Source organism: Gimesia algae (genome assembly GCF_007746795.1).
GTDB lineage: Bacteria > Planctomycetota > Planctomycetia > Planctomycetales > Planctomycetaceae > Gimesia > Gimesia algae.
Window position 1 is genome coordinate 4,740,872 of the sequence record NZ_CP036343.1, and the last position, 14,239, is coordinate 4,755,110.

General features: G+C 51.0%; 12 protein-coding genes. 5 read left to right on the forward strand and 7 right to left on the reverse strand.

The annotated features are described in order from the left end of the window. Positions 1–82: 82 nt before the first annotated feature. The 4 genes from Pan161_RS17560 to Pan161_RS17575 all read left to right on the forward strand — a co-directional run bounded on the left by Pan161_RS17560 (position 83) and on the right by Pan161_RS17575 (position 6,154). The gene (locus tag Pan161_RS17560; RefSeq protein ID WP_145229268.1) at positions 83–4,042 is read left to right on the forward strand and encodes an outer membrane protein assembly factor BamB family protein; all 3,960 of its coding nucleotides are present in this window, start codon (positions 83–85) and stop codon (positions 4,040–4,042) included. A 144-nt stretch (positions 4,043–4,186) separates the two neighbouring features. Beyond that, positions 4,187–4,984 (forward strand): TPM domain-containing protein, encoded by a 798-nt coding sequence (locus Pan161_RS17565; RefSeq protein WP_145229270.1) that lies wholly within the window; start codon positions 4,187–4,189, stop codon positions 4,982–4,984. Positions 4,985–5,036: 52 nt separating this feature from the next. Beyond that, entirely contained in the window at positions 5,037–5,714 is a 678-nt protein-coding gene (locus Pan161_RS17570) for a TPM domain-containing protein (protein ID WP_145229272.1), read from the forward strand. 179 nt (positions 5,715–5,893) lie between these two features. Continuing rightward, positions 5,894–6,154: a hypothetical protein gene (locus Pan161_RS17575; RefSeq protein WP_145229274.1), complete on the forward strand. Its 261-nt coding sequence runs from the start codon at positions 5,894–5,896 to the stop codon at positions 6,152–6,154. A 21-nt stretch (positions 6,155–6,175) separates the two neighbouring features. Here the strand turns inward: Pan161_RS17575 and Pan161_RS17580 are convergent, their stop codons facing one another. The 7 genes from Pan161_RS17580 to Pan161_RS17610 form a co-directional block, all read right to left on the reverse strand. Beyond that, positions 6,176–7,975, reverse strand: coding sequence for an arylsulfatase (locus Pan161_RS17580; RefSeq protein WP_145229276.1), 1,800 nt, complete (start codon positions 7,973–7,975; stop codon positions 6,176–6,178). Positions 7,976–8,053: 78 nt separating this feature from the next. Continuing rightward, on the reverse strand, positions 8,054–8,425 hold the full coding sequence (locus Pan161_RS17585; protein WP_145229278.1) for a hypothetical protein: 372 nt from the start codon (positions 8,423–8,425) through the stop codon (positions 8,054–8,056). 75 nt (positions 8,426–8,500) lie between these two features. Next, positions 8,501–9,442 (reverse strand): sugar phosphate isomerase/epimerase family protein, encoded by a 942-nt coding sequence (locus Pan161_RS17590; RefSeq protein WP_145229279.1) that lies wholly within the window; start codon positions 9,440–9,442, stop codon positions 8,501–8,503. A 39-nt stretch (positions 9,443–9,481) separates the two neighbouring features. Next, on the reverse strand, positions 9,482–10,240 hold the full coding sequence (locus Pan161_RS17595; RefSeq protein ID WP_145229281.1) for a phytanoyl-CoA dioxygenase family protein: 759 nt from the start codon (positions 10,238–10,240) through the stop codon (positions 9,482–9,484). A 61-nt stretch (positions 10,241–10,301) separates the two neighbouring features. Then, the gene (locus Pan161_RS17600) at positions 10,302–11,630 is read right to left on the reverse strand and encodes a Gfo/Idh/MocA family protein (RefSeq protein ID WP_145229283.1); all 1,329 of its coding nucleotides are present in this window, start codon (positions 11,628–11,630) and stop codon (positions 10,302–10,304) included. A 42-nt stretch (positions 11,631–11,672) separates the two neighbouring features. After that, positions 11,673–12,236, reverse strand: a complete 564-nt coding sequence (locus Pan161_RS17605) for a DJ-1/PfpI family protein (RefSeq protein WP_145229286.1) — start codon at positions 12,234–12,236, stop codon at positions 11,673–11,675. 181 nt (positions 12,237–12,417) lie between these two features. Further along, positions 12,418–13,575 (reverse strand): XylR family transcriptional regulator, encoded by a 1,158-nt coding sequence (locus Pan161_RS17610; RefSeq protein ID WP_145229288.1) that lies wholly within the window; start codon positions 13,573–13,575, stop codon positions 12,418–12,420. Between the two features lie 198 nt (positions 13,576–13,773). On the opposite strand from Pan161_RS17610, the gene Pan161_RS17615 reads away from it, so the two are divergent. Continuing rightward, the gene (locus Pan161_RS17615; RefSeq protein ID WP_145229290.1) at positions 13,774–14,235 is read left to right on the forward strand and encodes a GNAT family N-acetyltransferase; all 462 of its coding nucleotides are present in this window, start codon (positions 13,774–13,776) and stop codon (positions 14,233–14,235) included. The last annotated feature ends 4 nt before the right edge of the window (positions 14,236–14,239 follow it).

Below are 14,239 nucleotides of genomic sequence, written 5' to 3' on the forward strand. Positions count from 1 at the left end.
ACATCTATATGTTGACTTGAGATTTTGACCCGTTTACCCACACGGTAAGTTCGATCACTGCCAACCATTCAAGGATCTTGAAGTGAAACATCGCCTCGCCTCACCTGCCCTTCTGTTTTTCTGTCTCACCATTATCAGTACACTGTTCTCCCAGCAGATCAATGCGAAAGACTGGAACACGTATCTCGCAGACCGCGAACGAGCGGGAGCCACAACAGACTCGATTTCCCTTCCACTGGCTCCGGCCTGGAAGTATGTCGCTCCCAGCCCGCCGAAGACAGGTCAGACCGATCCGGGCGAGCGTGTCATGGAAGGAAAGGATCTGGAAGCACGCGTCGATTTTGACGATGCGCTCCATGTCGCGATTGCCGACGGGCGTGCTTATTTCGGGTCTTCCGTTGACCACCTGATGCGTTGTGTCGATTTGAAATCGGGTAAATTACTCTGGTCCTATTTCACTGGTGGGCCGATTCGGCTCTCGCCCACGATCAATCAATCCCACGTCTATTTCGGTTCCGACGATGGATTCGTTTACTGTCTGGACGCAAAAACGGGAAAAGAAGTCTGGAAGCTTCGAGCCGGGCTGAACGAAGAAATGATTATTGCCCGCGGGGAAATGGTCTCGCGCTGGCCTGTCAGAACGAATGTTCTGATCGATGACGGGATCGCCTACTTTGGTGCAGGCATCTTTCCACACGAAAATATCTACCTGTACGCCGTCGATGCGAAAACCGGAAAAGTGATCTGGAAAATTGATAACCTCAGCCAGACCTCAGCTGGCCGCAATGAGCTCTCTCCCCAGGGATACATTCTGGCCAATGACGAGTTTCTGTTTTTCCCTTCAGGGCGTTCATTGCCAGCTGCTTTCAACAAGAAAACCGGCGAAGAAGAACACAAACGCTCTTACAGCTGGAGAAGCACTGCCGGCGGAGTCGTGGGGGGAACCCAGGCCCTGCTCGCGGATGGACAGATCTATTCTATGGGAGCACACCATATTCTGGCGTTAACACAATCTAAAGGTGACGTCGGTTTTGCCTGGATCACCGGTCAGCAAATGGCCGTCCAGGGAGAGTCCGCTTACCTGGCCACGGGATCTTCCATCCGGAAAGTCAACCGTGGTGAGCATGCTGTGGGATCGCAGAAGGCTCACAAAAATGACATGACCATTAACGGGCTGCTTAGAAAACTCCGCAGTCTGAAAGGGAAAAAAGCAGAAGAGGCACGGGCTGAAATCAAAGCTCTGCAGGAAGAAAATAAAACGTTCGTTAAAGCGGGAGTCCTCTGGGAAATTGCTGCCCCCGCCCGTGATTCTCTGATTGTTGCTGGCGATAAAGTCATTGTGGGTGGTGAAGATCAGGTATTGATACTTGATGAAGCCACGGGAAAGCTTCTGGAAACATTAAAAGTCAAAGGACATGCACGCGGGCTGGCGGTTTCCGATGGTCAACTGGTCGTCAGCACCTCGGCTGGTGAAATCATCGGTTACGGAAGTTCAAAATCTGATCAACCTGCAACTCAGATCAATCCCCTGACAGCGGCTTCACCCTACCCCGCAGATGAAATGACTCCCGTGTATCAGCAGGCAGCCAAAGATATTTTAGCACACACCAATATTAAAGATGGATTCTGTCTGGTTCTGGGGAGCGAAGAAGGCCGACTCGCCTATGAACTGGCTCGTAACAGTAATCTGAAAATCTATTGCATTGAACCAGATCCAGCAAAAGTGGAGCAGGCTCGGCAGAAACTCGCTCAGGCCGGTTATTATGGTCATCGCGTGGCCGTACACCAGACCGAACTCTCTCCTCTCCCCTATTCACGCTACTTTGCAAACCTGATCGTCTCAGATACACTACTCAAAACAGGTCAGATCCCGGGGATCCCCAAAGATATCGCCACACATGTCAAACCGCTGGGGGGAACCATCTGCCTGGGCATTCCTGCAAATTCACAGGCAGAAAAGACCAGTAACACTCAACTGATAGACTGGTTGAAACAAACTGGACTCTCCGAAACTTCAAAAATCAACGATTTACAAGGTTACGCCACACTGGTTCGGGGTGCCTTACCCGGGGCAGGCAGCTGGTCGCATCAGTATGGTGACCCGGGAAATACCGCCAGCAGTAAAGATCAACTGGTTCGCGGAGGACTGGGTGTCCTCTGGTTTGGCGATCCGGGTGAAAAAAAGATGGTCAACCGCCATGAAGGTGCAGTCGGTCCACTTGCGATCAACGGCCGTCTGTTCATACAGGGTGAAAGCACCATTATGGCATTTGACGCCTATAATGGTCTGTTTCTCTGGGAACGGGAAAATCCGCAGGCAATTCGTACCGGCGTATTTCAGAACCAGAATCCGGGTAACCTGGTCGCCAGCGATGACAGTCTGTTCTTTATGATGAAAGAAAGCTGCTATCAACTGGACGCGGCTACCGGAAAAACAGTCGCCAAAATCCCTCTGCCTGAAAAACTCAATGACGGCAAACACGAATGGGGTTATCTCGCGTATCAGAATGGAATGATTTTCGGAACCGCCACCACACGCAAAGAACTCGAAGCCCGACAGGTTCGTCGAGGTCGGAGAACGGAAGATTCCACCGATGCGCTGTTTGCCATCGATGTCAAAACCGGAAAACCAGCCTGGAGCTATCAGGGTAAAAACATCGCCCATCACACGATTGCCATCGGCCCGGAAGCGGCTTACTTCATCGACAGTTCCATCACCAGTGAGCAACGCGCCGAGATTTTACGTCAGGACAAATCACATCTGGAAAAATTGACCGGAAAAGAACGTGAAATCGCTGAGGATCGGCTCAAAATTCAGGACCTGCGGCTGGCTGTCGCACTCGATATCAAAACCGGCAAGAAACTCTGGTCGAAACCTGTCGATGTTACGGACTGCAGTGAGATTGGCATCGGCGGTGGAAAACTGACACTGTTGTACCAGAACAATGTCCTGCTACTCTGTGGAGCCAACGCGAACGGTCATTACTGGAAACAGTTTATTGCCGGTGACTTTTCCCGTCGGCGACTGGTGGCTCTTAATGCCGGTGATGGCGCCCTGCTCTGGAAAAAAGATGCCAACTATCGTCACCGCCCCATCGTCGTGGGAGATAAAATCATTGCTGAGCCCTGGTCATACGATCTTTATACCGGCGTTCAACACACGCGAAAGCATCCTTTGACCGGACAGGAAGTCCCCTGGAGCATCATGCGGGAAGGACATCATTGCGGCATGCTTTCCGCATCGGAAAACCTGTTGATGTTCCGTTCCGGCTACACAGGCTTCTACGACCTGGAAAAAGACGCTGGTACCCGACATTTCGCCGGCCATCGTACCGGCTGCTGGATCAATGCCATTCCTGCGAATGGTCTGGTGATGATTCCTGAATCCTCTGCAGGCTGCGTCTGCCTGTTTTCGATCTCTTCTACAATTGTGCTTGAGCCACGTGAAGAACGGACCCATTGGACCATCTTCAGTTCTGTCGGCCCCAAAACTCCCGTCCAGCATATGGCGTTAAACATGGGAGCCCCCGGTGATCGCCGCGATGCGCATGGTACGGTCTGGATGGCTTATCCCCGACCAAAACCAAGTCGGGAAACCGGACTCGACTTCAAATTTGATATTCAACCCAAATTCAGCGAAGGGGGAGGCTACGACAGCCTGAATGAAATCACTCATCCTGTCAAAAATGCCGAGCCGGGCTGGGTCTATACTTCCTGGGCCAAAGGGCTGAAGGAATGCACCATCCCTCTGCTGGGGAAAAGCGATGCACCAGCCAACTACACTGTGGAACTCTCTTTCTCCGGACTGGAACCGGTCTCTTTAACCAACCAGCAGGAACCACCGCTGTATGAGATCAAACTGCAGGGGCAGGTGGTTCAGAAAGATTTTAACCCGCAAACAGCAAAGTCCACCCAGACACTCAAATTCAAAGGGGTCCCCGTTAAAGAAAATTTACAGCTCGAGCTGGTCCCGCAAAATGATTCAGCTCGCCAGACACCTGCAGCTTTAAGTGGAATTGAAATTATTCGCTCAGATTCATAGACTGGTCCTTAGACTGTATCCAGTTTTACTGTAGCGTCTCCAGGGCTGATTGCCTGAGTATATTATATTGAGAGACGCTACAGTTAAATGTGATGCGCTCTAGATGCATATCTTCTGGCCGCTCTATACTTCAAGCGAGATAATGTGAAATATCACTTTAACAGCAAATCAGCCGTTGTCTGCCTGTTTCTCATCCTGATCAGTTTCAGTCGGCTGTCCTCAGCCCATGCGCTGGAATTGACTTTGGAACCGCCCGGAGATCGGGAATTTGTTCGTGATCTTGCCGGCATGCTCGATGAGCCAACGACAAAAAAGATCAAAGAGCTCTGTGATAAGCTGCTCACCGACAAAGCAACTCCTATTATTGTGGTTACGATCGATTCGATGGCCCAGTATGGCGGTGCGGACATGCGGATTGAGACCTTCGCCACGATCCTGTTTAACCAATGGCAGATTGGACATGCCAAGCTGGGAGATCAGGACTGGAATACCGGGATTCTACTGCTCGTTTCCAAAAATGATCGCAAGGCCCGCATCGAACTGGGAGCAGGCTGGGGACGTCGTGAAGACGAACAATGCCGCCAGATCATGGATGATTACATCATACCGCATTTCAAACAGGGACAGTTTGACCAGGGGATTCTCGCTGGCGTAGAAGCGCTCGATAAAATGGCGCGAAAGCTGGAACTACCCACCAAACCGGTTTCTCCCTGGACCTATGTCATCATGGCTGTCGCCGTGGGGCTGGTCATTTTCACCGTTGTCTCTCTCATCCGCCGTGGTTCCAGTGGCTGGGCCTGGCTGTTCTGGGGAGTCGTATTTGCAGTCATCGGCACGATTCTATACCAAATGCTCAATAACCGTGGGGGAGGCGGGGGATTCGGCGGCGGTTCCTTCGGTGGTGGTTTTTCAGGTGGTGGCGGTGCTTCCGGCTCCTGGTAATCTCGAAGTTCTTTCTCCTTCGCATTTCCGTCTTACGAAAAGACTATTATTTATGCTAAGCGCATTCAATTATTTAAACGAAGAACAACAGCAGCAGGTGGAACAGTCTGTTGTCGCAGCTGAAAAACAGACATCCTGTGAAATCGTGCCTGTCATCGCGACCTCCTCAGGACGCTACGATCGACCGGAAGATGTCGTGGGACTCTGGTTGACGATTGTGTCTGCCCTCTGCCTCTGGTATTTCTTCCCTCGTAACGGTGGTCAGGCAGGAGACTGGGGGGGCATGCCGGTGATCGTTGAGCTGTTTCTGGCTGCGATCCTACTTGCAATCGCCTTCATTCTGGGTGCAATCGCCGGTAGTCGGATTGGCTGGCTCAGACGACTCTTCACTCCCCGGCTACAGATGCAGGATGAAGTCGCGGCGCGTGCCCGGGAAATCTTTTTTGATAAGCGCATCCACCATACAGAGGGGGGCACGGGGATTCTGATCTATATCTCCCTGTTCGAGCACATCGCGGTCGCACTGGCTGACCAGTCGGTGATTGACAAACTCGGGCAACCGTTCCTTGATCAGATCTGCCAGAAACTCACAACCGGACTGCATTCCGGAAACCCAACAGCCACACTCTGCGAAACGATCCTGGAAATCGGTAACCAGGCTTCAACTCCACTCCCCCGGGCCACCGACGACCAGAATGAGCTTCATGATGCTCTGGTTCTGATCGACTGAGTGTCAGTGGCGGCTGTCATCCTGCTGTATTCTTTTTAAATGGCAACTGTTGATGTTTGCTGAGAACAGGTATAATAGAAATAGAATCCGGGGCACATCGATCAGCGCTTCCCTGCAGGGGTGCTGCTTATTAACAGAACCGGGCCAGTCTAATATTGAAACAAGAAAAGGATCAGCAAATGACCAACCGCAATCGTATGGAAGAACTGATCGAAGCGCTGGAACAGCAAAAAGATGAACTTGCTTTGAAAATTCATCTGGGTAAGGAGGAGGCCAAAGACGAATGGGAACAGGTCACTGATCGACTGGATAAATTGAAAGACGATTACCGGCCAGTCAAAGACGCCATGAAAGAATCAGCGGGCAGCGTGACCGATGCCCTGTTTAATGTTGGTAAAGAGATCCAAGAAAGCTTTCAGCGGATTCGCAAATCACTCTGAACCGATTTCAGGAACACGTACTTATTGATCCATTGATTTCAACCAGAGGGAATTCAGACGCAGGCCTATCACCCCCTCCGGTTGAGTGGCCCGTATCGTCAGAAACTGCTTCCCCGCTTTGAGATCCAGAGTCCCCACCGATTGTTTGAGAAACACATTCTGGCTGGTGCTCATCGGCAGTTCACAGTCGAGCTTTTGATCCCCCACTGCTATCTGCAATTTGCCAGCTTCCAGAGGCTCTGCGCGAAAGCCATAACTCAACTCCACTACGTAGCGGCCTGGTTTCTGTACATCCAACTGCCAGGTGGCTGTGTCGGAATTCGTTTTCCAGTTGTCGATCGTATCCCAGTCATAGCCGTCAAACGAGTACTCCAGGTCGTCTCCCTTCAAAATGGCCCAACTCGGTTGTAGCTCCACTTCCGGCTCCTGCTCATCTCCTACGGGAATGGCCGCCGGCTGGTAAACCTGGCCGTCCGTCACATCCTGAAACCAGCGCAGGAACTCTCCACGCAGTTCGCTGACCTTCTCCGGATATTGACTGGCCACATTCTTTGTCTCGCCCGGATCTGCCTGCAGATCATACAGCTGACCTTGAGGCTCACCCTCTTTTTCCTTTTTCCCCTGCGGATCATGGCCCACCAGCTTGAAACGGGGACCATGAATGGACCAGCGATGAAACGGATTCGGTGTGTAGCGATCCCAGGTGTGATACAGATATTGATGAGGCGACTTTCCGCCCCCCTGCTCCATCAATGACAGGATCGATTTCCCATCCAGTTTCAGATCATGGGGTACCGGGACGCCCGCCAGTTGACAGAATGTCGGAAACAGATCGGTCTGGGCTACCATCGCATCGGTTGTTTTTCCGGCAGGAAAATGATCGGTCCAGCGGACGACAAACGGAACGCGGGTCCCCCCTTCATAGGCACTCGCTTTACTTCCTTTGAGTCCGGCTTTGAATCCTCGACTGACGCCGCCGTTATCACTGGTGAAGATGACCACCGTCTCCTGATCCAGTTTCAAATCGCTGACTGTCTGCAGTAAACGATTCAGATTCTGATCAATACGTTCAATCATGGCGTAGATCCGTGCTTCCCGCAGTGGCAGCCCTTTCGCCAAGTATTTTTCAATCAGCTTGTCTCCTTCGGGCTGACCGAAATGAGATGTATCGAGCAGGAAAGGTGAATGCGGTGCGTTATACGCCAGATAACAGAAAAAAGGCTGCTGCTGATTTCGCTGGATAAAATCAATGGCGGCATCAGTAAACAGATCGGTCACATAACCCCGCGTCTCCACGGGAGTCCCGTTGACGACCACCTGATCGGGATTGGTATAGCGTTCTATGTGTCCGTGATAATGTCCGAAGAAATGGTCGAAGCCCCGTCGATGCGGCTGATACTGCGCGTAACGCCCCAGATGCCATTTGCCGAACAAACCCGTTTTGTAGCCCGCTTGCTGCAGGACCTGCGCGATCGTCGTTTCATTCGGACCGAGTGTGTCTCCGCCAAAGCGGGTATTATACAAACCGGTTCGCAGATAATGCCTGCCCGTCATCAACCCGGCCCGGGTCGGCGCACAAACCATGTTGGCATAGAACCGCGTAAAGGTGACTCCTTCGGCTGCCAGCTTTTTAATTGTCGGCGTTTCGATCTTGGGGTTACCGGATATCTCCGTATCCCAATACCCCTGATCGTCGGTCATGACCAGAATAATATTCGGCTGTCGAGCTTTTTCTTTCGCCTGAAGCGACTGGCTGTCCAGACTAAGCAGACTAGAAACAAGTAGGAGAATCATACTCAGAAGAATACGTCGCGGGTTCATAAGTCAGATTACCTTCGCAGAGTCATTCTTAATGTTTCACTATTCAGACAGAGGATTCACAACAAAAGATCGCATCCTCTAACGAGTTCGCAGATAGATTAAGTAGCCGCCAATAACACCATGAAGCAACAGGACGAGACCGGCACACCAGGTTTTTCCCTTAAGGGACTCAGGCCAGACGAATACGACTACAGTTAACAAAGTGAACGTAAAGATTAAGGCTTCCCACTGAATCAAGACTGCGTCTGGCGATGCCATAAATGTAATCATGATGAACAATGCATAAATCAGGTCATTGCTGGAGACGCCGCGAACGAGAAAAGAATAGAGAACAAAACAAATCTCTGGGACCCAGACAGCGAGCACGTATAATGAAAGTAATACGATGGCCTGTAAGCCCCGATTATGATATTCGATCGCGTTGGTTTCGATGGTCAGATTCTCGGACATGAGCAGTCCCTCCTCATCGAAATCATATTCGCTAACCGAACTGTTCACCAGTTCTCTCTCATTTCTTTATCTGAATTAAGCCTGCTTCAGGCAATTTTCCAGATATTCACGGGAGCGATTAATCTCCGCGGTTACCTGTTCTGCTGTCGGCAGAATGGGAATGCCGCGCGGTACCGGGTGCATGAAGATTTCCGTCCGTCCCTGGTAATTGATCTTCTTCAGAGCCGCCAGGAGAGGCACGAAGTTTAAATCTCCCCGTCCGGGTAACTGTAACAATTCCTGTTCTTTCGGAAGTTTCTTGATACAACCCATGCCATGCTGCCAGGCCTGGAAGTGCAGCAGTCGATCATCCAGGTCGGTGATCAGTTTGCCGATCATTTCCGGATCCTGTTCCAGATGATACGGTGCGAGCGCCATGCCGAAGTTCTTCGCGGGCAACATTTCCATCAGCCAGCGTTGTGTGTCCGGATCGTTGATCAGTCCGCCGCCATGATTTTCCAGGCCGATCATCACCCCTTTTTCTTCGGCAGCAGCGACGTGCGGTTTAAGTTTTTCGGCGAACGCTTTGATCCCGGCTTTCAACTCGGCCCCTTTCAATCCTTTGGGACCGCCGCTGTTGCAGATCACCATGTCTCCGCCCAGTTGACTGACCAGATCCATTTCGCCCTGCATGTTAAACAGGCCGTACTTGAAGCAGGTGAAGCTCCCCAGCTTGATCTTGTACTTGTCGAGCAGCTGCTTTGTTTTTTCTACACCCAGTTCGTCAATCTGCTCGCGCTGGTCACCGTGACGTTTCGCCCAGATCTCAATGTATTCGGCGCCCGTTTTGGGAGTTTCCTGCAGAATGGTTTCCAAAGGCAGTGTGCCATACATACAGGAAGCGACAATATAATTCAGTTGGAAAGGTTTCTGTGAGGCTTCTGTCCCGGCTCCCAGCACCGTTCCCAGTAAACCCGCCGAACAGGCTGTCCCCAGAAGCTGTTTATTAAAATCGCGACGACTGAGCTGATCGTTCATGAATCTGAATCTTTCTGTTGCTGTGAAATCCGAAGCGGCTTAAGAAACAACCCGTTCCCCATCCTTCAGAAAGGGAACCACCAGATGTTTGGGCTGTTGTGTTTCGGGATCGATAATCGGCTCGGGAGAATACTGAGTCACATAGGCCCGCCGCATTTTGTCGGTGGTATTCGCACCACTGCGGTGAAACGTCAACGAGCTGAACACGGCCAGGCTGCCTGCGGGAACGACCGCTGTGACGCCCGGTTCTTTGCCGAAGTATCCGGTTTTGTCTCCCGTTTCGGGATCGCGAATGTGTTCCACCAGCGAACGAATGCCGACAGTAGAATACGGCAGGACGTCGACCGTCCCGTTTTCCAGTGTCATATCATCGACTGCCGCCCAGACCGTTACATAAGGACGATGCAGGAAACCAAGATAACCGGAGTCCTGATGCCAGGAAAACTTGATCCCTTTTTCTGCTGCTTTGACCACATACTGATCGTAAAACAGGTACGAGGTATCACCGATTGTGGCTTTACAGATCTCTGCCATCAGATCACTGAATACGTATTCATCCAGCCGCGGCGCCTGGTCATACTTCTTCGCGATATGATAGCGTTTGCCCCGATGGCTGATATGAATATGATCGGTACCCAGGCGATCCATTTCCTGATGCATCAGATCAATCAGATGATCGCAGGCATCGCGAACAATCTGCAGATGTTCTTCACAAATCGCCCGTTCCAGAATGAAGTAGCCTTCTTCCTGAAACTGTTTTTTATGTTCTTCGGTAATGATCCCGGTCGAGACAGTCATCGTTTCTCCTGAAAACAAAAGAAATGGTTAAGCAATCACGATCAATAAAATTCAAAGAACTTTAGGTATCTTTGATCTCATAACCGGCACGCTGTTCGCGTTTGAGCCATGTATTCGCTTCGGCATCACCGACGAACTGTTCCTGCTGTGGGTCCCAGGTCAGTTTACGGCCCAGACGCTGTGAGATATTACCAATATGACAGACGGTTACTGAGCGATGCTGATTCTGTACGCTGGAAATCGGAGTCGCCCGCGTCTCAATGCAGTCGAAGAAGTTCCCCATGTGATTCACAATCGCATCCAGTTTGCCCATGCGAGGCGGACGCGAAAGATTATCGTGGGCATAGACATTGAACGATTCTCGTGGTAAAGGATTCTTAGCCAGGTCTTCCACTGGTTTCCCGGCAATCGTGCCTCGGTTCACAAAGATGCGTCCCTCGTCTCCTTCGAACATGACACCGGTCCGTCCGGAATCATTCACTTCCAGAACGACGCCATTGGCATAGCGGGCTTTCAGATGGTAATCGAGGGCCACATTGTATCCGTTCTCGACATTCGGGAACGTCGCCGTCCCTTCGATATCAACGGGACCGGTTTCCTGCATGCCGGCCCCCCACTGGGCGATATCAATATGATGCGCGCCCCAGTCGGTCATCTGCCCCCCCGAATATTCATACCACCAGCGGAACGTATAATGGCAGCGTTCCTTGATATAGGGTACTTCGGGTGTCTGTCCCTGCCACAGATCCCAGTTCAAGACGGAAGGAACTGATTCTGGTTTAAAGGGCCCACCGGTTTTGTTTTTACTGAGAGTGACTGTCACTTTCTGCAGGTTACCAATCCGGCCATCCTTGATCATTTCGACCGCCTGACGAAAACGGTGATCGCTTCTCTGCCAGGTACCGACTTGAACGACGGCTTTGGTCTCATCAACAACTTTGTTAATGATTTTCCCTTCATCGACGGTCAACGATAATGGTTTCTCACAATAGACGTCCTTGCCGGCTTGACAGGCATCAATCAGCATTTTGGTATGCCAGTGATCGGGGGCACCAATCGTCACGACATCGATGTCCGCCTTATCCAACATCTCCCGATAATCTTCGAACAGAGTCGCTTTGCCGCCAAACTGCTTGCGGGCCTTCTCTGCAATTTCGCGGTCCACGTCTGCAATCGCGACGATGTCGCCATACTGCTGGGCTTTGTCCGCAATGACCGAACCCTGGTACCGCATCCCGATCGAACCGATTTTCAGCCGTTCATTCGGATTGCGGGCCTTTTCTGCAGCACGCGCCGTATTCACAAAAACTCCCGGTGCCAGACAGGCCATGGGCAGCCCGGCTGCTGCTGTTTTAACAAACGTTCGACGAGATAGTTTTTGTGAAGTCATCGCAGTCTCCTCTGATTGATCGAGTGATTTCAAAACAGTTTTTCAGTACTGATTTCGTGCCTCATCCAGCATTTTCATCCAGGGGCCGATGTATTGACCATGATCGTGATACGTACGCCCACTGACCATATTCCCGTCAATCACACAGGGTTCATTCACGAAAATGCCGCCGCAGACTTCCAGATCGAACTGGCATTTGGGAACGGTCGCCATACGACGCCCTTTCACACAACCGGCGCGTGCTGGGATTTCTACGCCATGACACACGGAAGCAATGGGTTTATTCTTCTCAAAGAAATGTTGAGTGATCCGAATCAGGTCTTCGTCATCGCGAATGTACTCGGGAGCACGGCCGCCGCTGAAAAAGATTCCCAGGTACTCTTCTTCTTTGATATCTTTAAAGGCAATATCTGCCTGGATCGTATAGCCTTCCCACTCTTTAGTAATCGTCCATCCCGGTTTTACTTCGTGAAGGACCATCTGATACAGACGTTTCTCAGGTGCAGCAACAACGGGCTCATACCCCCCTTCAATCAGTCGATAGTAGGGATAAAGTGTGTCAACAGTCTCGGTTGCATCACCAACGATGATTAAAACTTTGTTCATTCAAAACATTCCTTCTACGTTAAATTCAAGCATTGAATTGGATTCCATTCTACAGGAGAATCCAGGCCGGTCATTACGGAATCTCATAAACATTATCAGGTTTTGCGTAGATTATAAGACTTGTAATCGCAAAATGCCTCTGTTTTCAGGCATTTTCTGAAGAGCAGCTGTATGCCTGTGATCAATGCATTTTTGCCCGGAACTCGCCCGGAGTCTCGCCTGCTTTTTCTTTGAACAGCGTACTGAAGTGCTGCGTATGGCGAAAACCGATGCGTTGGGTGATCTGAGCGAGTGACAAATCGGTCGAGGCCAGCAGTTCCTTGGCCCGCTCCATCTGCGTGCGGATGATCTCCGCTTTGGGAGACCGGCCAATCGCGGATTTCATCTGGCGTTCCAGCGCGGTCCGCGACATGGGAACCGCTTTCAGAATATCAGTAACCTGAATTCCCTTACAGGCATTTTCGCGAATAAACCGTAATGCCAACGCCAGTTCGGGATCATCCACGGCAACCACATCGGAGGACTGTCGCGTGACGATTCCCAGCGGCTTGAGTAGATACGGCTCGTCAGGCACGGCCCCTCCTTTCATCATGCGGCTCAAGAGCGCTGCAGCTTCATAGCCGATACGCGTTGAATTAAAAGCCACACTCGACAAAGGCGGCCGCGCCATCATACACAGGATCTCATCGTTCTCGACTCCGACGACTGCAACTTCATCGGGTACGGAAATTCCCGCACGATCACAGGCATCCAGCAGCCAGAACCCCAGCTGGTCGGTACAGGCCATGATGCCTACAGGCTTGGGGAGTTCACGGACCCACTTTACCATCTGTTCCTGATGTTTTTCCCACTCGCGCGGCACTTCGGAGTCGTCGGGAGAAGAAAACACGCTGACTTCATAGCCTGCGTTTTTGATGGTTTGAATGTAGTTATCGCGGCGTTCTTCGAAGTAAACTTCACTACCGATCTCATAAACGCCAAAGTGACGAATCCCGCGTTCCAGAAAATGTTCCGCCACCATGCGACCCATCGCCCGGTTATCAATCCCCAGAAAGGGAAAGGCATGTTCTAGCTTGGTGGATCGTAATTCGACAGCAGGAATCCCCGAATTCGTAATGGCATCCGCCATTTCCTGACTGGTCGTACGACTGAGAATTCCGTCACCTTTCCAGCGGGATATCCAGCCCGGGACCTGGGAATCCAGCGAACGAGGCATCACGAATACCGACCATTCTTCTTTTTCTGTAATAAACTGACGAATGCCATTCAACAGACCCCGGCCGTGTGAGCGGGACGTTTCAATCAGTAAAGCCACGTGAGGTAGGGAAGTCTTGGCCATCGGTGTCGATTCAATCGAGATCTATTCTGCATCAGGAATGCAGGCGGGTGGGTCATTTCAATTCGATGATAGTAATCTTTTACAGCAAGTCCGATTTCTGTTCAATCATGATCGAAACAGATAGGCGGACTTCGTACAATACTCTCCACAAACTTTATTTACACTATGGCAGATAAGAATTGACTGTGAAAGGCTTTCGTGGACTATCAGATCAAACAGGCTCAGGCCAACGATTTTCTGGAAATTGCTGCGTTGGATCGTAACGCCTGGCCGATCGAACCGGACACATTTATCCCCGATGGCGAACATGCCTGGAGACTCTGGTGTGAATATGCAACCGTTTTAATCGCAGTTTCTTCACCTGAATCACAAGTACAGACACTCGCAGGTGCGCTGTTGATGTTTCCGACGAATACAGATGAAATCTTTCTGCATAAAATCATGGTCCATGCAGATTTCCGGGGACAGGGAATCGGCTCCGCTTTGATGAAACAGGCTTTGCAACGGGCAGATGAGGTTGTATTACTCACCGTGAACCCTGAAAATACACCTGCTGTGAAGCTGTATGAGAGCTTTGGTTTTCAAGTCAGGAAGAAAATCGAAGGCTATTATCGCCCCCATGAGCATCGGCTGTTAATGGAATTCCAACCTGCCACGTAATACG

Excerpts from the sequence above, each read along its gene's own strand:
- Pan161_RS17600 (WP_145229283.1), bottom strand. The coding sequence starts at position 11,630 with ATGACTTCACAAAAACTATCTCGTCGAACGTTTGTTAAAACAGCAGCA.
- Pan161_RS17580 (WP_145229276.1), bottom strand. The coding sequence starts at position 7,975 with ATGAACCCGCGACGTATTCTTCTGAGTATGATTCTCCTACTTGTTTCT.
- Pan161_RS17605 (WP_145229286.1), bottom strand. The coding sequence starts at position 12,236 with ATGAACAAAGTTTTAATCATCGTTGGTGATGCAACCGAGACTGTTGAC.
- Pan161_RS17570 (WP_145229272.1), top strand. The coding sequence starts at position 5,037 with ATGCTAAGCGCATTCAATTATTTAAACGAAGAACAACAGCAGCAGGTG.
- Pan161_RS17585 (WP_145229278.1), bottom strand. The coding sequence starts at position 8,425 with ATGTCCGAGAATCTGACCATCGAAACCAACGCGATCGAATATCATAAT.
- Pan161_RS17575 (WP_145229274.1), top strand. The coding sequence starts at position 5,894 with ATGACCAACCGCAATCGTATGGAAGAACTGATCGAAGCGCTGGAACAG.
- Pan161_RS17595 (WP_145229281.1), bottom strand. The coding sequence starts at position 10,240 with ATGACTGTCTCGACCGGGATCATTACCGAAGAACATAAAAAACAGTTT.
- Pan161_RS17590 (WP_145229279.1), bottom strand. The coding sequence starts at position 9,442 with ATGAACGATCAGCTCAGTCGTCGCGATTTTAATAAACAGCTTCTGGGG.
- Pan161_RS17610 (WP_145229288.1), bottom strand. The coding sequence starts at position 13,575 with ATGGCCAAGACTTCCCTACCTCACGTGGCTTTACTGATTGAAACGTCC.